We start from the raw sequence: 20792 nt of genomic DNA on the forward strand, positions 1-20792 counted from the left end.
ACGATGCTCAACGAACTGGCCGCCGTGCTGCGCCGCCACCCCGACCGGCCCGCCGTGCTCGCCGCCGGCCCCACCGGCCGTACCCGCACCCGGGCCACCCGGGGCGAGCTGGCCGACCTCGCCGACGGGTACGCCGCCGCCCTGCACCACCACGGCCTCGCCGCCGGGGACACCCTCGGGGTGGCGGTGCGCCCCGGCCCCCGGGCCCTGTCGGTGCTGCTCGCCGCGCACCGGCTCGGGCTGCGGGTGGCGGTGCTCGACCCCAGCGCCGGCCCGGACGTGCTCACCGCGCGCCTGGCCCTGGCCCGCCCGGCCCTGGTCGTCGCCGACGCGGCGGCGCAGGCCGTCGCGGGGTGGGCGCGCCCGCTGGCCGACCGGGCCCGGCTGGCCCTGCCCCGGCTGGCCGAGCTGGGGCCGGTGCGCACCGTCGGCCGCCGGCTGCCCGGCTGCGCCCCGGCGCTGCGCCCCCGCTCCGGCCCGACCCCCGACCGGGGCGGACCCGACGACGACGCGGTGATCATCTTCACCTCGGGCACGACCAGCCGGCCCCGGGCGGTCGTGCACCGCCGCGCCGGCCTGGACGCCGGGATGCGCGCCGTCGCCGACCTGGTCCGGCCGCGCGCGGGCGCGCCGGTGCTCGGCGGCACGTTCTTCGTCCTCGTCCCGGCCCTGGCCAGCGGCGCGCCGGTGGCCCTGCCGGCCCGCTCGCCCCGGGTCCTGGCCCGGCAGGTGGCCCGGCTGTGCCCGCAGGCCAGCTACCTCACCCCGCCGCAGCTGCGCGCCCTGCTGGCGCAGCGGCCCCGGCTGTCCGGCCGGTTCTACAGCGGCTCCGCGCCGGTCAGCGCCACCCTGCTCGACCGGGCCCGGCGGGCCGGCGCCGAGCAGGCATGGGGGGTGTACGCCCTCACCGAGCTCTTCCCGGCCGCCGCCGTCGAGGCGACCGAGAAGGCCGCCTTCACCGGCGACGGCGACCTCGTCGGCGCGCCGCTGCCCGGGGTGGACGCCCGGGTCGGGCCCGACGGGCGGCTGCTGCTCACCGGGCCGGGGCAGGCGCACCGCTATCTCGGCGAGGAGCCGCACGAGCTGGTCGACACCGGCGACGTCGCCCGGCTCGACGGCGACCGCATCGTCCTCGCCGGCCGGAGCAAGGACATGATCCTGCGCGGCGCGGAGAACATCTACCCCGGCCTGTACGAGCCGGCCCTGCACGTGCCCGGGGTCAACCTGGCGGTGCTGGTCGGCGTGCCCGCGGGCGACGGCGACGAACGGCTCGTGGCCGTCGTCGAACCCGAGCCCGGCACCGACCCCGGCCGGCTGCGCGGGGCCCTCGACCCGGTGCTCGCGCGGATGGGTGCCGCCCGCCCCGACGCGCTGCTCATCGCCCCGGTGCCGACGAGCGGACGGTCCCGCAAGCCCGACCGGGCCGCCACGGCAGCCCTGGCCGCCGCCGCGACGGGCCGGCCCGTCCCGAGCCCCCGGCGGGGCGGCCGTGGCTGAACGCCCCGCCGCCGCGGCCCCTGCCGACGCGGCCCCCGCCGGGCCCGGTTGGCCCGCCGGGGCCGCACGTCCCGGCCGGGGCCGCCGCCGCGACCGCCGGGTCTACCTGCGGCGCTATCCGCTGCTGTTCGGCCTGCTCGTCGCCACCCGGCACCGGCCGGCGCTGCGGCTGGGCCGCACCGTGCTCGTGCACGACCCGCAGGCGTACCTCGACGCGCTGACCCGGCTGCCCCTGGACCGGGCCGCCGCCGGCACCGTCGGCGGGACCGCCCACCGGCTCGGCGCCGACGGGCTCCTGTTCGACCAGGAGGGCCCCGAGCACCGGCGGCTGCGCCGCGCCCTGCACGACGGGCTGGGCGGCTCCGGGGTGGCCCGGCTGCGCCCGGTCTGGACGGCGGTGCTGCGGCGGCGGCTCGCCCCGCTCGCCGCCGGGGAGCCGGTGGACCTGGTGCCGGTCGCCGCCGAACTGGCCGGCGTCACCACGGCGGCGCTGCTGGGCATCGACGCCGACCCCGCCGCCCTGGCCGCCGCCGCCCGCCGCGCCGCCGCCACGGCCGCCGCCGCGCAGCTACCGGGCCCGCACCCGCCCGGCCGGGCCCGCGCCGCCCGCCGCGCCGTGGCCGACCTGACCGCCCTGCTCGGCGTGCCGCCGGACGCCGCCGGCCTGGCCGGCATGCTCGCCGTCGCCGCCGTCAACACCACCGTGTCCGGCCTGCCCCGGGCGGTCGCCTGGTGCGCCGACGACCGGCTGTGGGCCGCCGCCGCCGACCCGGCCCGCCGGGACACCCTGGTCGACGAGCTGCTGCGGGTCACCGCGCCGAGCCCGCTGCTGCCCCGGGCCGCCGCAGCGGCGGGCACCGCAGCCGGCTGCCCCGTCCGGGCCGGGGACCGGCTGCTGCTGGTCGCCCGGCACGCCGCCGGGGCGCACCGCGCCGGACCCGACCCGGCCGCCCCGGCCCCGCCCCGGATCGCGCGGCTCGTCTTCGGTGCCGGCCCGCACTCCTGCCCGGGGGCCCGGCTGGCCCGCGCGCAGCTCGCCGACACCCTCGCCGCGCTCGCCCCGCACCGGCCGGTCGTGGCGCGGGCCCGCGCCGACGGCCGCGCCGCGCTGCCCGGCTGGGCGCGCCTGGTGATCCGGGCCGGCGCGTGAGTTCGGCCGGTGCGCGGGGCGGGCGCGTGGACCTCCACGGTGCCGAGGTGGCGGTGACCGGGGCGAGTGGCTTCTGCGGCGCCGCCGTGGCCCGGGCCGCGCTGGCGGCCGGTGCCCGGGTGCGCTGCCTCGGCCGCCGCCCCGGCCCGGTCGGAAGGCACGTCCCGTGGGACGCCGCGCGCACCGCCCCCGACCTCGCCGGCGCCGACGTCGTCGTCCACCTCGCCGCGGCGGTCGGTGACCCGCCGCCCGGCCGGGCCGCCGAACGCGCCTACCGGGCCGTCAACGTCGACGGGGCGGCCCGGGTGCTCGACGCCGCCGCCGGTCGCCCACTGGTCTGGGTGAGCAGCGCCAGCGTCTACCGGCCGCAGGGCGCGGCCCTGGTCACCGAGGACCACCCGACCGACGGGCAGCTCTCCGCGTACGGGCGCACCAAGGCCGCCGGCGAGCGCCTCGCCCTCGCCGCCGGTGCCGTCGTGCTGCGCCCCCGGGCGGTCTACGGCCCCGGCGACCCGCACCTGCTGCCCCGGCTGCTGCGGGCCCGCCGGGGCGGATGGCTGCCGGTGCCCGGCCCCGACGTGCGGCTCAGCCTCACCGCCGTGGAGAACCTGGCCGACGCCTGCCTGGCCGCCCCCGCCTGGCCGGCCGGGGCGTACAACATCGCCGACGCCCGGCCGTACTCGCGCGACGCCGTGCTGCGCGCGGTCCTCGCCGCGGCGGGCGATCCGGCGCGGCTGGCGCACCTGCCGGCCGGTCTCGCCCGTGCCGCCGCGTCGGCGTCGACCGCGTGGTCGGGGCTCACCCGCCGCCCGCCGCTGCTGACCCGGTACGCGGTCGACCAGCTCGCCCGCGACATGGTGCTCGACCTCGGCCGGGCCCTCGCCCAGGGCTACCGGCCGCGCCGCGACCTCGCCGACTACCTGGCCGCGCCGGACGGACCAGGGCGCGCGGCGCGCGGGACGCGCGGCGGCCACGACCGTGGGTAGACTCCGCGTCGCGGCCGGATGACCATGCGTCGGGGCCCCTCGTGCGAGGGCGTCCTCGTGCGATCCGTGCCCGGGGAGAGGGATGGGGTGCCCGCCAGGTGATGACTCTTGCGGCGGTCGCGGCCGACGCCTCCTGCACCGCCCTGCTGGTGCTCGCCCCCGACGGCCGCTGCCTCTGGTCCAACGTGGCCGCCGGCCGGCTCGGGGTCCGGCCGGACGAGCTGCCGCTGGCGCGGGTGGAGCCGGGCGGCCCGGCCGTCGAGGTCCCCTGGCCGGCCGCCGAGCACGCCACCCGGTGGTTGCAGGTGTGCTGCCACGGCGTCGACTCCGACGGGCAACCCCTGCGCGTGTACGAGGTACGCGACGTCAGCGCCGAGCGCCGCGAGCGCGAGCGGGGCCGCAACCACCGGTGGCGACTGGCCCGCATCGAGCAGCTGGCCAAGGTCGGCACCTGGGAGTGGACCGTGGCGACCGGCGAGGTCGTCTGGTCCGACGTGCTGCTGCAGATGTTCGGCCTGCCGCCGGGCACCACCCTGGACTACCCGTCCTACCGGCAGCTGGTGCACCCCGACGACATCGGCCTCATCGAGCGGACCCTGGAGACGGCGCTGGCCAACGCGGCGCCCTTCTCCTACACCCACCGCATGTACCTGCCCGACCGCGCCACGATCCGCGTCTTCGAGTGCTACGGCGAGGTCGTCACCGGCGCCACCGGCGCCCCGGAACGCGTCCTGGGCACCGCCCACGACATCACGGCCATGCGCCGGGCCCAGGACGAGCTGACCCGGCTGGCCGAGCGCGACCCCCTGACCGACCTGCCGAACCGGCGCGCCCTGCTCGCCCGCCTCGACGACCTGCTCGCCTCCGGCGGCGGCCGCTCGGGCGCCCTGCTGCTGATCGACATCGACAACTTCAAGGACATCAACGACGTGCACGGGCACGCCGTGGGCGACGACGTGCTCCGCGTGCTGGCCCGCCTGCTCGTCCGGCACCTGCCGGCGGGCACCGTCCTGGGCCGCCTCGGCGGCGACGAGTTCGCGGTCGTGCTGCCCGAGGCCACGGCCGGCGGGGCCCTCGCCGTCGCCGAGAGCCTGTGCAACGCCGCGGTGCGCAGCCCCGTGCCGCTGGTCGACGCCGGCCTGCGGGTCACCCTGAGCATCGGGGCCGCGTCGCTGACCCCCGGCGACACCCGCGACGTGGCGCTCGCCCACGCCGACCTCGCGCTCTACGAGGCGAAGAACGCCGGGCGCAACCGGGCCCGGCTCTACCTGCCCGAGCAGTACCGGCACGCCGTGCAGCGGGTCAACGTGGTCGCCCGGGTCCGCAGCGCCCTCGACGAGCGCCGGATGCGCCTCGACGCCCAGCCCATCATCGACCTGCTGACCGGCGAGGTGGTCAGCCACGAGCTGCTGATCCGGCTGCGCGACGGCCGGGAGCCGGAGCTGGCGCCGGCCGACTTCCTGCCCACGGTGGAGCGCGACGACCTCATCGGGGAGCTGGACCGGTGGGTGGTGGCCACCGCCACGGCGGCGCTGGCCGACCCGGCGGCCGCGGCGGCCGGGACCCGCTTCGACGTGAACATCTCCGCCCGGTCGCTGGAGTCGCCCGGCTTCGGCGACTGGGTGGTGGGGCGGCTGCGCGCGGCCGGCGTCGAGGCCCGCCGGCTGGGCCTGGAGGTCACCGAGACGGCGGCGATCACCAACGTCGCCGCCGTGCGCAACCTCGCCGGTACGCTGCGCGACGCCGGCTGCCGGCTGAGCCTGGACGACTTCGGGGCCGGCTTCGGCTCGTTCGCCTACCTCAAGCACCTGCCGTTCAGCACCGTCAAGATCGCCGGGGACTTCGTCCGGCAGGCCGATCGGGGCGGCGCCGACCCGGTGCTCATCGACGCGGTCGTGCGCGCCGCGCACGGGCTGGGCATGCGCACCGTCGCCGAGTCGGTCGACCGCGACGCGCTGGTGCCCGCCCTGCGCCGGCTGGGCGTCGACGCCGGCCAGGGCTTCCACCTGGGCCGTCCCGTCCCGCTGGACGTCCTGCTCAACCGGGTGCCCGACGACGGTCCCGTCGCCCTGGACGCTCCGCTCCGCCGCCCCGACCACTGACCGCCGCCCCGGCCCGACCACCGACCCGCCGCCCCCCGGAGACCCAGGTGAACGCATCCCCCGCACCGGCGCTGCCCGGCGGCGTCACGCTCGCCACCCCCGACCTCGACGCCGCCCGCGCCTTCTACGCCGACCTGCTCGGCTGGACGTACGCCGCGCCGGCCGGCCCGCACCCCGCACGGGCCGGGGCGACCGCCGCGTACGCCGGGGGGACACCCGCCGCCGAGCTGGAGCCGGCTGCCGCCCCGGCCCGCTGGTGGACGGTCCTCGCCGCCGGCGACGTCGAGGCCGTCCGGGCCGCCGCCGGCCGGTCCGGGGCGCGCCTCGACGGCGACGACGTGCACGACCCGCTCGGCGGGTCCTTCCGGCTGCGCGCCGGCACCGACCTCGTCGCCCCCGGCCCCGGCCGGCCCAGCTGGTACGAGTACATGACGACGGCCCCCGCCGACGCCGACCGGTTCCACGCCGACGCCCTGGGGCTGCGGGCGAGCACGCCGCCGGGCGCCCCCGACGACTCGTACGCCCTGCTGCTGGCCGCCGGGCGGCCCGTGGCGGGCCGGCTGGCGCTGCCCCCGCCGCTGGCGGGCCTGCTGCCCACCGGCTGGATGGTCTACTTCGCCGTCGCCGACCCCGACGACGTGGCCGGGCGGGCGCAGGGGCTGGGTGGGCGGCTGCTGGTGCCGCCTCGGGACGTCGCGACCGGCCGGGTCGCCGCGCTCGCCGACCCGGCGGGCGCGGTGTTCACCGTCATCCGCCCGGCCCCCGCCCCGGCGTAGCCCCGGCCCCCGCCCCGGCGTAGCCCCGGCCCCCGCCCCGGCGTAGCCCCGGCCCCCGCCCCGGCGTAGCCCCGGCCCCCGCCCCGGCGTAGCCCCGGCCCCCGCCCCGGCGTAGCCCCGGCGCGCCGTGCCCGCCGCCGCTCCGCAGCCCGGCCGCCGTCTCAGCGTCGGTCGACCGCCGCGAGGATCGCCTGCGCCAGCTCCGCCGGCTTCGTGAACTGCGGCCAGTGGCCGGTGGGCAGGTCGACGTACTCGACGTCGCGCACGGCGGCCAGCTCGGCCACGTACGGGTGCCCCTGGTCGATCCACTCGCGCAGCTGGGCGGCCGGGTATTCGCAGGCGATGATCGTGGCGGGCACGTCGTAGCGGCGCGCGTCGGTGAGCACCTGCGGGTCGCGGGCGACCGCCGCGGGCTGGGGCACCGCCCGGGCCCGGAACGCCGCCCGCAGCTCGTCGTCGAGGTCGCGCAGGTCCTCCTCGCCGAACGCGGACCAGTCGGGCAGCGGGATCACGCCGTCGACCACCGGCATCTGGTCGTTGACGGGTTGACCGTCGCCGAGCGGCCCGGCGTCCACGTACACGACCCGGGCGACCCGGTCGGGCCGCGCGTCGGCGGCGGCGTGCGCGATCGCCCCGCCGCCGGAGTGCCCGACGAGCACGACCGGCCCGTCGGCCTCGTCGACGGCGGCCACCACCGCGGCGACGTGGTCGCGCAGCCGGACGCCGGCGCGGTCGACGTCGGCCGGGTCGAGGCCGGGCAGGGTGAGCGCCCGCACGCGGTGGCCAGCCCGTTCGAGGGCCGGCGCGACCCCGCGCCACGACGAGCCGTCGAGCCAGAAGCCCGGGATCAGGATGAGGTCCATGCCGGCACGCTAGCCGCCACCTCCGACAGTCGCGCCGCGCCGCCACCTCCGACAGCCGTGCCGCGCGGCGCGTACGCCGCAGGTGGCCGGCCCCGGGCGTACGCTGGCGTCCGTGGATCACGAAGACCGCATCGCCCTGTTCCTCGACTACGAGAACCTCGCGCTGGGGGCGCGCGAGCACCTCGGCGGCATGGTCTTCGACCTGCGTCCGATCGCCGACGCCCTCGCCGAGCGGGGGCGGGTGGTGGTGCGCCGGGCGTACGCCGACTGGTCCTACTTCGACGAGGACCGGCGGATGCTCACCCGCTCCCACGTCGAGCTGATCGAGATGCCCCAGCGCATGGGCGCCTCGCGCAAGAACGCCGCCGACATCAAGATGGCCGTCGACGCCGTGGAGCTGGCCTTCGAGCGCGCGTACGTCTCGACGTTCGTGATCTGCACCGGCGACAGCGACTTCACCCCGCTGGTCCACAAGCTGCGGGAGCTCAACAAGCGGGTCATCGGCGTGGGCGTGGAGAAGTCCACCTCGGCGCTGCTGCCACCGGCGTGCGACGAGTTCCTCTACTACGACCGTCTCGAGGGCGTCGACGTCCCGCCGGCGCGGGCCCGGCGCGGCCGGCCCGCCCGGCTGCCCAGCCCGGAGCCCGAGCAGGCCGGGCAGGTCGAGCAGGCGGAGCCGGTGGAGGCGGCGGAGCCCGAGGCGCAGCCGGTGGGCGCGGAGCCGGCCCGCGACGTCGACACGCTCAGCGTGCTGGTGGCCCAGACCGTGGCCGGCCTCCAGGGCAGCTCCAGCGGGGAGGTCACCGCCTCGACGCTCAAGCGCACCCTGTTGCGCAAGGACCCGACGTTCAGCGAGTCCGACTACGGCTTCCGCACCTTCGGCGAGCTGCTGCGGCACCTCGCCGGCCGGACGGTGATCGAGCTGGCCGAGGGGCCGGCGAAGGGCGACCCCGAGGTGTCCCTGCCCGAGCACGGCGACCGGGAGGTGGCCTTCGGGCTGCTCCGGTCCGTCGTCGCCGACCTGGCTCGCGGCGAGGGCGACGTCGCCCTGTCGGGGCTGAAGAACCAGCTGCGCCGGGCGCGCCCGGACTTCAGCGAGAAGAAGCTCGGCTACCGCAGCTTCCTCCAGTTCTGCAAGGCCGCCGCGACCAGCGGGGTCGTCGACCTGCGGTGGAGCGCCGACGCCGACGACTACCTGCTGACCGTGCCGGCGGCCTCCTGACCGCGCTTTCGCGGCCCACCACAACGGACGGTCCGGGCCGGACGGTCCGTTGTGGCGCCCGGCTACCGTGGGCAGTGGCGTCGCCACCCACGCGTGGGGCGGTGCCGGTGGCGGCTCCCTCGATCGCTAGGGTTGGGACGTGTCTCTATGGATGGCCGCGATGTGGGGAATGGTCGGCAGCGCCGTCGCGGAGGCACTGAATCTCTCCGCCATGATGCGCCCGACCAGCGAGTCCGGGGGCCGGTGGCAGTGGCCGTGGCGGGACCGGCGGGACCGGCCGATCGTCGTCTTCGCCGTCCTGCTGCGGGCGGCGGCGGGGACCGGCCTGGCCGCCGCGGCCGGCGCGGGTGGCCTGGCCGACACGGCGTTCGCCAGCTTCACCTTCGGGGTGGCCGCGCCGCTGGTGATCGCCAAGATGTTCGACCAGGTCCGGGTGGAACCGCCGGCCGAACCGCCCGCCGACACACCGGACGGTGACCACGATGACGGCGCGTGACAGCCGGTGGCAGCGGTGGGTCGCCGCGCTGGCCGCCCGGCCGGCGACGACCACGACCGCCGCACCCGTTCCCGGGCGCACCAGGTTGGCCGCCGCGCTGGCCGCGCGGCCGGTCGCCGGCCCGCGCCGCCCGCCGCCGTCCGCGTTCGGGGACGCGCACGCCGAGGGCGGCAAGCTCACCGAGCGGGTGAAGGGAATCCTGGCCGCCGTCCTGGGCGTGACCGCCGACCAGCTGCGGGTCGACGCCGACGGCGACGTGGGCATCCGCGCCGGCTCCGCCATGATCTTCGTACGCGTCCAGGACGACCCGCCCCTGGTGGACGTCTTCTCGCCGCTGCTCACCGGCGTCGAGCCGACCGAGACGCTCTACCAGCGCCTCTCCGACCTGACCAACGGGCTGGTCGTCGGCCGGGTCTACTGCACCGGCGGCACGGTCTGGGCCTCCATCCCCGTCTTCGGGCAGGACTTCGTCCCCACCCACCTGCTGCTGGCCGTACGCGGAATGATCGCCCTGGCCGACGACCTCGACGACCGGCTGCGCCTGGAGTTCGGCGGCAGCCGGTTCTTCGGGTCGGAGGCGACCGGGCTGACCCCGGTGCCCGACCCGACCGGCTACCTGCGCGACCTCGCCGACTCGGGGGCCTCCGGGGCGCGGGGGGCGGGCAGCGTCCTGGTCGACCTGCTGGCCGACCGTGGGCACACCGACGAGCTGCGGCTGCGCGCCGACCACGGCGACGGGCACGCCGCCGCCCGGTTGGCGGCGCTGCTGGCCGAGCGGGGCCAGGCCGAGGAGGCCGAACGCTACTGGCGCGTGGCCGCCGACCTCGGCGATCCCGGGGCGCACGACGAGTTGGCGGCCCTGCTGGCCGCAGGTGGCCGCCCGGACGAGGCGATCGACCTGCTGCGCCGCTCCGTCGAGCAGGGCAACCGGCGGTCCCTGCCGCTGCTGATCACGCTGCTGACCGAGCGCGGGCAGCTCGACGAGGGCATCGACCTGCTGCGCCGCTGGGCGGCCCGGGTCGACCCGCCGGGGCGCGGGGCCTAGCTGGCCGCTGCGCCCACGATCGCGGCGCGACGTGCACGAACCTGCCGGCGGCGTGCCCGACGATCGCGGTGGCGTGCCCGACGATGCCGCCGGCGCACACGACGATCGGGGGCCGGCGAACGCCGACCCCCGATCCTCTTCGCGGCGCGACGTCAGTCGCGCTGCACGACCATGCCCGCGCCCACCGTGCGGTTGGTGGCCTCGTCGATGATCACGAAGCCTCCCGTCGTGCGGTTGCGGTGGTAGTCGTCGACGAGCAGCGGAACGGTGGTGCGGATGCGGATCCGGCCGATCTCGTTGAGTTTGAGGTCGGTGGCGGTTTCGTCGCGGTGCAGGGAGTTGATGTCGAGGCGGTAGTGCAGGCCCCGCACGATGGCCCGCGCGCTGCGGGTGGTGTGCTTGATGGCGTAGCGGCCGCCGACGGTCAACGGTCGGGTCTCGTCCATCCAGCAGACCATCGCCTCGATGTCCTGCGCGACGGTCGGGGCGTTGTGGGGGCGGCAGATCATGTCCCCGCGGGAGATGTCGATCTCGTCTTCCAGGCGCACGGTGACCGACATCGGGGGGAACGCCTCCTCGACCGGCCCGTCGGCGGTCTCCACCGCCGCGATACGCGAGGTGAACCCCGACGGCAGCACCATCACCTCGTCACCGGCCTTCAACACGCCCGAGGCGACCTGACCGGCATACCCCCGGTAGTCGGTCACCGTGGTGGACTGCGGCCGGATCACGTACTGCACCGGGAACCGGACGTCCTGCAGGTTCCGGTCCGAGGCGATGTGCACCCGCTCCAGATGGTGCAACAACGACGGACCCTCGTACCACGGCATGTTCTCCGACCGGGACACGATGTTGTCACCCTGCAACGCCGACACCGGCACCACCGTCAGGTCCGGCACGTCCAGCTTCGCCGCGAACGCCGTGAACTCGTCCGCGATCGCCTCGAACACCTCCCGGTCGAAGTCGACCAGGTCCATCTTGTTCACACACAACACCAGATGCGGCACCCGCAACAACGAACACAGGAACGCGTGCCGCCGCGACTGCTCCACCAGGCCCTTACGCGCGTCCACCAGGATCAACGCCAGGTCCGCCGTCGACGCCCCCGTCACCATGTTCCGCGTGTACTGGATGTGCCCCGGCGTGTCCGCGATGATGAACTTCCGCCGCGGCGTCGCGAAGTACCGGTACGCCACGTCGATCGTGATGCCCTGCTCCCGCTCCGCCCGCAACCCGTCGGTCAACAACGCCAGGTTCGTGTACTCGTCCCCCCGCGCCGCACTGACGGCCTCCACCGCCGCCAACTGATCGGTGAACAACGACTTCGTGTCATACAACAGCCGGCCGATCAACGTCGACTTACCGTCGTCCACGCTCCCGGCCGTGGCGAACCGCAACAGATCCATCGGCCGCGTCTCCACCTCGACCGGCGCCATGTCGATGCTCATCAGAAGTACCCCTCCCGCTTACGGTCCTCCATCGCGGCCTCGCTGACCCGGTCGTCGCCCCGCGTCGCGCCCCGCTCGGTGATCCGCGTCGCGGCCACCTCCTCGATCACCGCCGCCACCGTGTCGGCATCCGACCGCACCGCCGCCGTGCACGAGGCGTCACCCACCGTCCGGTACCGCACCACCTCCACGAACCGTTCCTCACCCGCCCTCGGGGTGAAGAACTCGTTCACCGCATACAACATCCCGTCCCGCTGCACCACCTCACGCTCGTGCGCGAAATAGATCGACGGCAACGGAATCCGCTCCCGGGCGATGTAGTGCCACACATCCAACTCGGTCCAGTTCGACAACGGGAACACCCGGATCGACTCACCCGGATGATGCCGACCGTTGTACAACGACCACAACTCCGGCCGCTGGTTCTTCGGATCCCACTGCCCGAACTCGTCCCGGAACGAGAACACCCGCTCCTTCGCCCGCGCCTTCTCCTCATCCCGACGCGCCCCACCGAACAGGGCATCGAACCGGTGCTTCTCCACCGCGTCCAACAACACCGGCGTCTGGATCCGGTTACGCATCCCGTCCCCGGACTCCCGCACCAACCCCCGCGCCAACGCCTCCGGCACCGACGCCACGATCAACTGCAACCCCAACTCCGACACCCGACGATCCCGATACTCCAACACCTCGGGAAAGTTGTGCCCCGTATCCACATGCATCACCGGAAACGGCACACTCGCCGGCGCAAACGCCTTCTGCGCCAACCGCAACATCACGATCGAATCCTTACCACCCGAGAAGAGCAGCACCGGCCGCTCCATCTCCGCAACCACCTCACGCATCACGAAGATGCTCTCCGCCTCCAACTCGTCGAGCTGGGAGACCTGGTACGCAGCCGATCCGCTGCTCATCGCGTGTCCTTTCCGGTCGAGGGGACGCCTCCGGTCGAGGGGACGCCGGAGCCGGGGGCCGCCGCGCCGGAGAGCTGCCGCGCGAGGGCGGCGAGCAGCGGCGCGGCGAGCTCCTGACGGCACACCAGCAGGTCGGGCAGGCGCGGGTCAGCCTGGTTGTAGGTCAGCGGGGAACTATCGACGCGCGACGCGTGGAACCCGGCGGCGGTGGCCACGGCCACCGGGGCGGCGGAGTCCCACTCGTACTGGCCGCCCGCGTGGACGTACGCGTCGACCTCACCCGTCACCACAGCGGCGATCTTCGCCCCCGCCGAGCCCATCGGCACCAGCTCGGCGCCGATCTCGGCGGCCAGTTCTGCCAGGAAGGCCGGGGGACGGCTGCGGCTGGCCGCCAGCCGCAGCGGCGCGCCGGGGCCGGCGGACGGTGCCGGCGGGGCCGGCGGGTCGTCGGTCACCAGCACCCGCCCCTGCGCGGGCAGGCCGACGGCCCCCGCCACCAGGCGGTGCGGCGTCGACGCCGTACGCGCCCACAGCGCCACGTGCACCGCCCAGTCCGAACGGCCCTCCTCGGAGAACTCCCGGGTCCCGTCCAACGGGTCGATGATCCACACCCGGTCGGCGGTGAGCCGGCCGCCGGCGTCGACGCTTCCGACGACGCGGGAGTCCTTGTCCTCCTCGGACAGGACCGCGTCGTCCGGGCGGTGGGTCGCCAGCTCGGCGAGCAGGAGGTCGTGGGAGGCCCGGTCACCGGCGGCCTTCAGCGCGGCCGGGTCACCGTGGCCGTGCGCGGAGCGTACCCGCAGCAGCAGCTCGCCGGCGTGGGCCGCGAGCCGGCGGGCGAGGCCCGCGTCGGTTTCCGGAGGGGTCAGGGGCGGCATGGCAGCTCCTCGCAGGGGCCGGTGGGAAACGCCCGGGCGGTCATTGGACCGCCCGTCGACTGAAGCAGCGGACGCTGAGCCAGGTCAGCGCCACGGCCACCCCGGTGAGCACGCTCAGGCACACCCACGCCGGGATGTGCGGCACCTCGGGCAGCAGCGCGCCGCGCACCCCCTCCGAGACGTACGTCATCGGGTTGAGCGCGGTGACCACCTGGTACCAGGGCAGCGACAGCCTCGGCCAGGGGTAGTGGATGCAGCCGGTCCAGATGATCGGGGTGAGGATCACCGAGAAGGTGACGTTGATCCGCTGCACCGGCAGGGTGGTGGCCAGGCTCATCCCGATGGCCCCGCCGATCCATGCGCCGAGCAGCGCCACCACGAACGCCAGGGGCAGCCCTTCCGGCCGCCACGGGGCCGAGCCGACCACCAGGGCGCCGAGCGGATAGATCAGCAGGGCGGCGAGCAGCCCCCGGACGGTGGCGATGACCAGCTTGCCGATCGCGACGAGGCTGGTCGGCAGCGGGGCCATCAGCCGGTCCTCGATCTCCATGGTGAAGCCGAACTCCTTCACCAGCGGCAGGGCCACGCTCTGCAGCGCGGTGGTGAGGGCGGCCAGCGCGATGATGCCGGGCAGGAAGAGGTCGGCGAAGTTGCGCCCGACGATGCCCTGCCCGCCGAGGATCGTGTCGAACACGAAGAGCATGAACAGCGGCGTCAGCCCGACCTGCACCAGGATGACCCACAGTTCGCGGCCGGTGACCATGAGGTCGCGGCGCAGCACGGCGGCGAACACCCGGCCGGCGCCGGGCCGGGCGCGCGGGGTGACCGCCGGTCGCAGCGGGGTCGGCGTGTCTACAGCGGTCACCGTGGTTCCCTTCCGGTCAGTTCGATGAAGACGTCCTCCAGGCTCGGCTCCCCGATGTCGATGGCGTTGAGCGCCGCCGACCGCGCGGTGAGCACGGTGACCGCCGCGCCGAGCAGCGCGGCGGGGTCGGTGGCCAGGTGCAGGCGCACGCGCAGCCGGCCACGACCGGCCGGGCCCCCGCCGTTGCGGCCCGCCGCGCCGCCGCGCCCGAGCAGGCCCGCGCCGGCCAGGGCGGCCAGGCCGCCGCCACCGGGCCGCGCCCCGCCGCCGGCCCGCGCGGCCAGGGCGGCCAGCGCCGCGCCGCCGCCGGCCCCGCCGGGCAGCCCCGCGCCGGGCCGCAGACCGGCCGGCACGGTGGGCGACGCGAGCCGCTCCGCCTTGCGTACGCCGTCCAGCTCGCCCAGCGCGGCGCACAGCGCCTCCGGGTCGTCGCCGGGGGCCGGGGTGAGCGTGAGGTCGAGCAGCGCGTCGCCGGCCAGGCCCCGGACCAGGTTGTCCGGGGTGTCGAGGGTGAGCAGCCGGCCGTGGTCGACGATGCCGACCCGGTCGACGATCCGGGTCGCCTCGTTCATCGCGTGGGTGGTGAGCACGATCGCGACGCCGCGCTCGCGCAGTTGGCGGATCTGGCCCCAGATCAGCAGCCGGGTCTGCGGGTCGAGGGCGTTGGTCGGCTCGTCGAGGAAGAGCACCATCGGGTCGTGGGTGAGCGCCCGGGCGATCATCAGCCGCTGGGCCATCCCGCCGGAGTACGCCTCGATGCGCCGGTCGGCCCGCTCGGTGAGACCGAAGCGTTCCAGCAGCTCCCCGGCCCGGCTCTCGGCCTCCCGCCGGGGCAGCCCGTGGTAGGTCGCGTGGTAGACCAGGTTCTGCCGGGGGGTCAGGGCACGGTCCAGGTTGTTGTGCTGGGGCACGACGGCCAGTTGGGCGCGGGCGGCCGCCGGGTCGCGCCCGACGTCGACGCCGCCGACCATCACCCGGCCGCCGGTGGCCCGCAGCCGGGTGGTGAGGATGCCGACGGTGGTGGACTTGCCGGCGCCGTTGGGCCCGAACAGCCCGAAGATCTCGCCCGGCGCGACGGTGAACGACAGCCCGTCCACGGCGTTGGTGTCGCTGCGGGGGTAGCGCTTGACGAGGTCGGCGACCTCGACCACGGCCGGCCCGTCTCTGCTGGGCATCTGCTCTCCTGTCTGGGGGTGCGGGGTGCCGCCGTCCGCCGCCGGCACGAGGGGTGCCGGCGGCGGACGGCGCGGTGCGGCGGTCAGCCGCCGGCGGGCTTGGGGTGGGCGCTGAAGAACTGCCAGATGGTCTCGGTGGCGTTCAGCGCGGTGGAGGGCGGGTCGAGGTTGAGCAGCCGCTGCGCGCGGGGCGGGTTGGGCTTGCCGCCGGGCCACTGGTGGCCGGCGTCGGTGATGGTGATCAGCTCGACGCCGCGCCCCTCGGGGCAGGTCGCGGCGGTGCGCACGACCGGGCCCTCGGTGGTGGTCTTCGGCTCGCCGCAGTCGTCGACGGCGCGCCACCGGGCGGCCAGCTCGGGGGCGGGCGGGCCGTCGATCTTCACCGGGTTGCGGCCGGTGCCGCCGTTGTCGCGCCGGCCGGGGCCGCCGCCGTAGGGCATGGTCTTGTCGAGCTTGCCCTGGATGTGCAGCACCGACACCGGCTTCGGGTCGGCGCACTGCCCGGTGAGCGTGGTCGCCACCGCGCCGACGGCGGCGAAGACCGTGGTGTCGCAGACCAGCCGGAACGCGAGCAGCCCGCCGTTGGAGATCCCGGAGACGTACGTGCGGGCGGGGTCGACCGGGACGGTCTCGCCGACGGTGCGGACCAGCTCCGTGATGAACTTGACGTCGTCGACGCCCTCGCGGGCGGGCGCGCCGCAGCACTCGGGCCCGACCGCCCAGGCACGGTTGATGCCGTCGGGGAAGACGACCACGAAGCCCTTGCGGTCGGCCTCCTCCGTCCAGCCGTACGCCTCCTCGGCCTGTTCGCCGGTGCCGGCCGCGCCGTGCAGCATGACCACGAGCGGGACCGGGTCGGTCAGCTTCGCCGAGGCGGGCCGGTAGAGCCGGTAGGTGCGGTCCCGCCCGTCGACGGTCAGGGTGCGCTCGGAGGAGCCGACGGGCACGTCCGCCGCCGACGCGCCGTCGGAGGCGGGGCCGGCGCCCGGCCCGCCGTCGTCGGCCCCGCCGCCGCCCCGGGTGCAGCCGGCGAGCAGGGTCAGCCCGACGAGGAGCGCGAGCGCCCCGGCGAGGCGGGTGGCGGCGGGGGAGGGCGACCGGCGTGACCGACCGCCGGGAGCCCCGACGGCAGGGCGAAAATCGGAAAAAGTCATCATATGAACACTTTCGCCCGCGAATGTTCGAGGAATGTCAGGAACGGGCCAGGGTTCGGCAAGGGCTGCCGGCCGCCGGCCCGGCGCAGGAGGGGACGCCGGGCCGGCGGCACGGAGATCAGCAGCCGGCCTTGAGCTTGATCAGCTCCCAACCGCCCTCGGGAACGTCGTCGTTCGGGTCGGTACGCAGGTTCATCGGGTTCGCCATGCCCAGGTAGATGGTCGAACCGTCGACCACCATGTTGCGCACCCCGTAGTTCAGGTAGTTGCCCACCCCGGTGTCGCTGATCGTCGTCGCCGCCTTCTTCGTCGACGGGAACGCGTACAGGTCACCGCCGTACACCGCCTCGGGGATCTCGGCGGTGGCCCGCGCTCCGGCCGGCGCCGCCGCCACGGCCGGGGCCTTGGCCAGCACGTCACCCATCTGCGGCGACAGGCCGAGCTGGGCGGCGGTCTGCTGGCCGAACTCCTTGGCCAGGTAGCTCCAGTCCATGGTGCCGACGTAGAGCTTGCCGCCGGCGACCGCCATCTTCCAGGTGTAGTTGTTGTACGGGTTGCCGAAGCCGGCGGGGCCGTACTTCGGCGTGTAGTTGGTCGACTTCGTCGTCCACGCTCCGACCCCGCCGTTGGCCTCCGGGTCGAACGCGGGCAGCTCGGTCGAGCCGTAGAGCAGGTCCACCTTCTGCTTCGACGAGCCGAAGCCCTTGCCCCGGTAGATGCTGATCGCCCGCTGTGTGTTCTGGGCCGTCGCGGTGATCCCGGCCTCGTCCACCGGCGGGTAGATGCTCAGGTGCAGGCTGGTGGCCTTCATCGGCACGTGCATGGTGCCCCAGTACAGGTAGCCGCCGTAGGAGGCCAGGCCGCCCAGGCCGTAGCTGCGGGCGACCACCGCGTCCGGCTCGTAGCTGGCCACGTTCCACACCTGCTGCCAGGCGGCGTCGTCGTCCGGGGTGAGCCCCGGCGCGCCGTCGGAGAGCTTCGGGCTCATCCACACCGAGGCGATGCTCGCCGGCACCGGGGCCGGCGCGGCCTCGCCGCCGAGCTCGTTGTCCGAGCCCGGCCAGGTGGTGACGAAGATCCGGCCCTCGTGGACGGTCAGGTCGGCGGCCTGCGCGGGCAGGGTCGCCACCTGGGCGAAGTTGAACGGGTCGGTCTTGCTGCCCATCCACCGCAGCACGTGGCCGCGGTTGCCGCCGTTGTTGCCCACGCCCACGCCCGCGTACAGCGCGCCGTCGGCCACGGTGAAGTGCCGGATGTTGCCGTACGAGGTGAAGTTGTGCGAGCCCAGGTACGCACCGGTGTCGGTGTCGAAGGCGAAGAGGTTGATGCTCTCGCCCAGCGCCGGTCCGCCCAGCAGGGCCACGCCGCCGTAGTTGCCGGCGGCCCGGATGCCGACAGTGTTCTGCAGCCGGGTCGCGTCGTCGGGCGAGGCGGCCTTCACCACGTCGGTCTTCTCGGTGAGCTGGTTCGACTTGGTGTCGTACGTGTACAGCCGCGGGATGCGGTGGTCGCCCAGCTTGACCGGCAACTGGGGGTTGCGCTTGGCGATCTGGCTCTCGCCGTACTCGCAGACCCAGTCGGCGTTCTGCGTGGGCACGGTGTTCTCCAGCGTCCGACCGCTGGTGAGGCAGTTGACGTTCGCTCCGGTGCCGAAGAACAGCGTCCGGCCGGCGCGGGTCATCCCCCACAGGTACGCCTGGTTGACCTTCGCCTGCCCCGTGGCGCAGGGCGGACCAGCCGGGTACGGCTGCCCGATCCCGGCGAAGCACTCGTCCGGCGGGGCCTTCGCGAGGAGCTGCGTGGTCGGCGGCTGGCCGCCGGCCGCCCCGGCGGCGTCGAGCGGCGCGGCGAGCGCCGCCGAGGGAACCGCCAGCACGGGCCCGAGCCCGAGCACGGCAACGGCGGCTAACAGCCGCCGAGTGGAGATCCGGAGTGGATTCACCAACTGCCTCTCTTTCCAGCAAAAAGGGTGGGACACCGGCGGCCGGGCCCGGCGGTCCGGGCCGCGGCGCGCAGGAGAACGGGGTGCGGTGTGGGGTGGGGCGGGTCAGGCGGCGGCGGGCGCGGGCTTGCGGGCCGGGGCGACGACCCGCCCGGCGACCCGCTCGGCCCACTGCGCGGCCTCGGGGAACTCCAGGTACTCGCCGAGCTGCGTCAGCTCGCCGACCGGGTCGGCGACCAGGTCCTCGTAGCGCATCCGCAGCAGGTGCTCCGGCGGCACGTCGGCCAGCGCCTGGTCGGCCTGGCTGGTCATGAACGCGCACAACCCGAGGTAGCGGCGCATGTCCTCGCCGCGCTCGCGCAGCGCCTCGGCGGTCAGCCGGTGCGGCAGGAACGGCTGGAGGTCCGCCGGCACGTCGTCGGCGTCGGTGACCCGGAACGGGTCCAGGCCGCAGCGGCCCAGGAACTCCACCCGCAGCTGGATAAGCTGGAACGACGAGTGCCGGCTCATCGACTTCGCCGTGTCCTCGCGGTTCCGGGTCAGATAGACGATCTTGCAGTCCGGGAAGCCCTTGAGCAGGTGCGGCGCCAGGTGGCTGGAGCCGCCGGAGCGCTCCACCCAGCGCGTCTTGCCGGTGAGCGTGGCCAGCAGGTCCAGGAAGTCGCTGTGGTGGCGGGCCACCGACTGGGTGCCGAAGCTCGGGACCCGCTCGGCGAGCTGGTCGAACAGGGTGTCCGGGTCGTCGGTGAGCTTCGACAGGGTGATCGCCAGGATCCGGGGCAGCTCCGTCATCCGGCCGGCCCAGCGGCCCGTGGCCGGGTACCGGACCTCCTTGGGCGGCAGCCCGATCCGGAACAGCGTGGCCAGCTCCGGCTTGGGGCTGGCCAGCACCGCCCAGTACTCCGCGCCGGTGATCACCTCGGCGCTGCGCGCCCACGGCGTCACCGACATGAAGAACTCCTGGGCCGACAGCGTGTCGGGCTCCTCGTGGATCAGGTCGGACAGCAGCGTCGAGCCGCAGCGTCCGTTGCTGATGATGATCGACCGACCCGTGATCGGGGTGTCCATCGGGATTCCTCCTGGAAGTCGCGCTGTCATGTGGTGACGGGTGGGGCCACGTCGAGCCCGCACTCCTCGCCCAGCCAGGCGAGGACGTGCCGGCGTACCGAGTCGGGCCGGTCGATCAGGACGGAGTGCTTCTCGTCGGGCAGGACGACGACCCGGGTCTGCGGCAGCAGCCCGCGTACGGCCGGGGCCAGCTCGCCCACCGCCGAGTCGCCGCCGTAGAGGCACAGCACCGGGCAGGCGATCGCGGCGAGCGCGTCGCCCGCCGGCAGCCGGCTCGCCGGCAGCTCCGCCGTCATGGTGGTCTCGGCGAGCATCCGGCCGGTGTCGGCGGCCCGGCGGGCGGCGATGCGCCCCCGGGCCGCGCCGATCTCGGCCAGCGCCCCCTCGCGGGGAAGCCGGGCGGCGACCCGCTCCAGCCGCATCCGCACCCGGCCCATCCACTCCGGCGTCGGCGGGGACGACTCCACGGCCACGATGCCGGCCACCCGGTCCGGGTGGCGCGCGGCGTAGCCGAAGGCGATCGTCCCGCCGAAGGAGTTGCCGAACAGCAGCAGCGGCCCCGTGACGTCCAGCTCGACCAGCAGCGCCGCCAGGTCGTCGACGAAGTCGTCGAGGGCGTACCCGGTGGCCGGGCGGTCGCTGCGGCCGTGGCCGCGCAGGTCGTACAGGACGGTCGGGAAGCCGGCCCGGGTCAGCGGCTCGGCCATGGTGAAGTACCAGCTCGCCATGGTGTCCGAGGCCATGCCGTGGATCAGCACCGCCGTCGGCGTCGGCCCGGTCCGGCCCGCGGGGGCCGGACCGGCGGGATCGAGCCGCTGCACGTGCAGCGTGATCCCGTTCGCCTTGACCATCGTCACCGGCTGCCCGCCGGGACCCCGTCGCCCTCCAGGGAGGTGGCGATGTGGTCGACGAGCTGACCGACCCGCAGCTCGCCCACCGTCTCCAGGTCCAGCTTCGCCACGAAGTGGGCGAAGTTGACGGTGTCGCCGTAGCGGGCCTGCAGCCGGCCGGCGAGCGAGACGACGTCGATGCTCTCCATGCCCAGGTCGTCGCGGAACGTGGTGTCCATGGTGATGACCTGGTCGGTCGCGAAGTCGCCCAGTACGGCGTTGATCATCTCGGTGAGGTCGGCGAGGATGCTGTCCTGGGCCGCGGCCATGATGGTTGCTCCTTCTACTGTTCCGGTGGGGTGACCTGCTGTCGGGGTGGGC

The 20792-nt window shown here is 75.4% G+C and carries 18 protein-coding genes and 1 pseudogene; 8 read left to right on the top strand and 11 right to left on the bottom strand.

Going from position 1 to position 20792, the window contains the following annotated elements; translation table 11 throughout:
- Positions 1–3 precede the first annotated feature (3 nt).
- The 5 genes from TK50_RS14780 to TK50_RS14800 all read left to right on the top strand — a co-directional run bounded on the left by TK50_RS14780 (position 4) and on the right by TK50_RS14800 (position 6511).
- Positions 4–1497: a class I adenylate-forming enzyme family protein gene (locus tag TK50_RS14780; RefSeq protein WP_043963267.1), complete on the top strand. Its 1494-nt coding sequence runs from the start codon at positions 4–6 to the stop codon at positions 1495–1497.
- Complete coding sequence (locus TK50_RS14785; RefSeq protein ID WP_241773992.1) at positions 1490–2647, top strand: cytochrome P450; 1158 nt, start codon at positions 1490–1492, stop codon at positions 2645–2647. The genes TK50_RS14780 and TK50_RS14785 overlap by 8 nt, the downstream gene beginning before the upstream one ends.
- A 26-nt stretch (positions 2648–2673) precedes the next feature.
- Positions 2674–3633: an NAD-dependent epimerase/dehydratase family protein gene (locus tag TK50_RS14790; protein ID WP_241773993.1), complete on the top strand. Its 960-nt coding sequence runs from the start codon at positions 2674–2676 to the stop codon at positions 3631–3633.
- Positions 3634–3734: 101 nt separating this feature from the next.
- Positions 3735–5735, top strand: coding sequence for a putative bifunctional diguanylate cyclase/phosphodiesterase (locus TK50_RS14795; RefSeq protein ID WP_052503783.1), 2001 nt, complete (start codon positions 3735–3737; stop codon positions 5733–5735).
- A 47-nt stretch (positions 5736–5782) separates the two neighbouring features.
- Entirely contained in the window at positions 5783–6511 is a 729-nt protein-coding gene (locus TK50_RS14800; RefSeq protein WP_043963268.1) for a VOC family protein, read from the top strand.
- A 161-nt stretch (positions 6512–6672) separates the two neighbouring features.
- Here TK50_RS14800 and TK50_RS14805 read toward each other — a convergent pair whose 3' ends face one another.
- Positions 6673–7374, bottom strand: a complete 702-nt coding sequence (locus TK50_RS14805) for an alpha/beta fold hydrolase (protein WP_043963269.1) — start codon at positions 7372–7374, stop codon at positions 6673–6675.
- A gap of 112 nt (positions 7375–7486) precedes the next feature.
- Between TK50_RS14805 and TK50_RS14810 the strand changes: the two genes are divergently transcribed.
- The 3 genes and pseudogenes from TK50_RS14810 to TK50_RS34880 form a co-directional block, all read left to right on the top strand.
- Complete coding sequence (locus tag TK50_RS14810; protein ID WP_043964600.1) at positions 7487–8596, top strand: PIN domain-containing protein; 1110 nt, start codon at positions 7487–7489, stop codon at positions 8594–8596.
- Positions 8597–8735: 139 nt separating this feature from the next.
- Positions 8736–9092, top strand: a complete 357-nt coding sequence (locus tag TK50_RS14815; protein WP_141722256.1) for a hypothetical protein — start codon at positions 8736–8738, stop codon at positions 9090–9092.
- A gap of 175 nt (positions 9093–9267) precedes the next feature.
- Positions 9268–9663, top strand: a pseudogene (locus tag TK50_RS34880) (T3SS (YopN, CesT) and YbjN peptide-binding chaperone 1); the annotation flags it as partial.
- A 626-nt stretch (positions 9664–10289) separates the two neighbouring features.
- Here TK50_RS34880 and cysN read toward each other — a convergent pair.
- The 10 genes from cysN to TK50_RS14870 form a co-directional block, all read right to left on the bottom strand.
- Positions 10290–11585 carry a sulfate adenylyltransferase subunit CysN gene (gene cysN / locus TK50_RS14825; RefSeq protein ID WP_043963270.1) on the bottom strand — a complete coding sequence of 432 codons (1296 nt, stop codon included), beginning with the start codon at positions 11583–11585 and terminating at the stop codon, positions 10290–10292.
- Complete coding sequence (gene cysD / locus TK50_RS14830; protein ID WP_043963271.1) at positions 11585–12499, bottom strand: sulfate adenylyltransferase subunit CysD; 915 nt, start codon at positions 12497–12499, stop codon at positions 11585–11587. Before cysD ends, cysN begins: the two co-directional genes overlap by 1 nt.
- Positions 12496–13377, bottom strand: coding sequence for a 3'(2'),5'-bisphosphate nucleotidase CysQ (locus tag TK50_RS14835; protein WP_082106326.1), 882 nt, complete (start codon positions 13375–13377; stop codon positions 12496–12498). Before TK50_RS14835 ends, cysD begins: the two co-directional genes overlap by 4 nt.
- A gap of 40 nt (positions 13378–13417) precedes the next feature.
- On the bottom strand, positions 13418–14242 hold the full coding sequence (locus TK50_RS14840) for an ABC transporter permease (protein WP_144420248.1): 825 nt from the start codon (positions 14240–14242) through the stop codon (positions 13418–13420).
- Positions 14239–15417 carry an ABC transporter ATP-binding protein gene (locus tag TK50_RS14845; RefSeq protein ID WP_043963272.1) on the bottom strand — a complete coding sequence of 393 codons (1179 nt, stop codon included), beginning with the start codon at positions 15415–15417 and terminating at the stop codon, positions 14239–14241. The genes TK50_RS14840 and TK50_RS14845 overlap by 4 nt, the downstream gene beginning before the upstream one ends.
- 83 nt (positions 15418–15500) lie before the next feature.
- Entirely contained in the window at positions 15501–16571 is a 1071-nt protein-coding gene (locus TK50_RS14850; protein WP_229406966.1) for an extracellular catalytic domain type 1 short-chain-length polyhydroxyalkanoate depolymerase, read from the bottom strand.
- 118 nt (positions 16572–16689) lie between these two features.
- Positions 16690–18513: a hypothetical protein gene (locus TK50_RS14855; RefSeq protein WP_043963273.1), complete on the bottom strand. Its 1824-nt coding sequence runs from the start codon at positions 18511–18513 to the stop codon at positions 16690–16692.
- Between the two features lie 105 nt (positions 18514–18618).
- Entirely contained in the window at positions 18619–19581 is a 963-nt protein-coding gene (locus tag TK50_RS14860; RefSeq protein WP_043963274.1) for a sulfotransferase, read from the bottom strand.
- A 26-nt stretch (positions 19582–19607) separates the two neighbouring features.
- Positions 19608–20432 (bottom strand): alpha/beta fold hydrolase, encoded by an 825-nt coding sequence (locus tag TK50_RS14865; protein ID WP_043963275.1) that lies wholly within the window; start codon positions 20430–20432, stop codon positions 19608–19610.
- A 2-nt stretch (positions 20433–20434) separates the two neighbouring features.
- Positions 20435–20740 carry an acyl carrier protein gene (locus TK50_RS14870; protein WP_043963276.1) on the bottom strand — a complete coding sequence of 102 codons (306 nt, stop codon included), beginning with the start codon at positions 20738–20740 and terminating at the stop codon, positions 20435–20437.
- Positions 20741–20792: the final 52 nt, after the last annotated feature.

It is taken from the genome of Micromonospora haikouensis (assembly GCF_000876225.1).
In the GTDB taxonomy this organism is placed as follows: domain Bacteria; phylum Actinomycetota; class Actinomycetes; order Mycobacteriales; family Micromonosporaceae; genus Micromonospora; species Micromonospora haikouensis.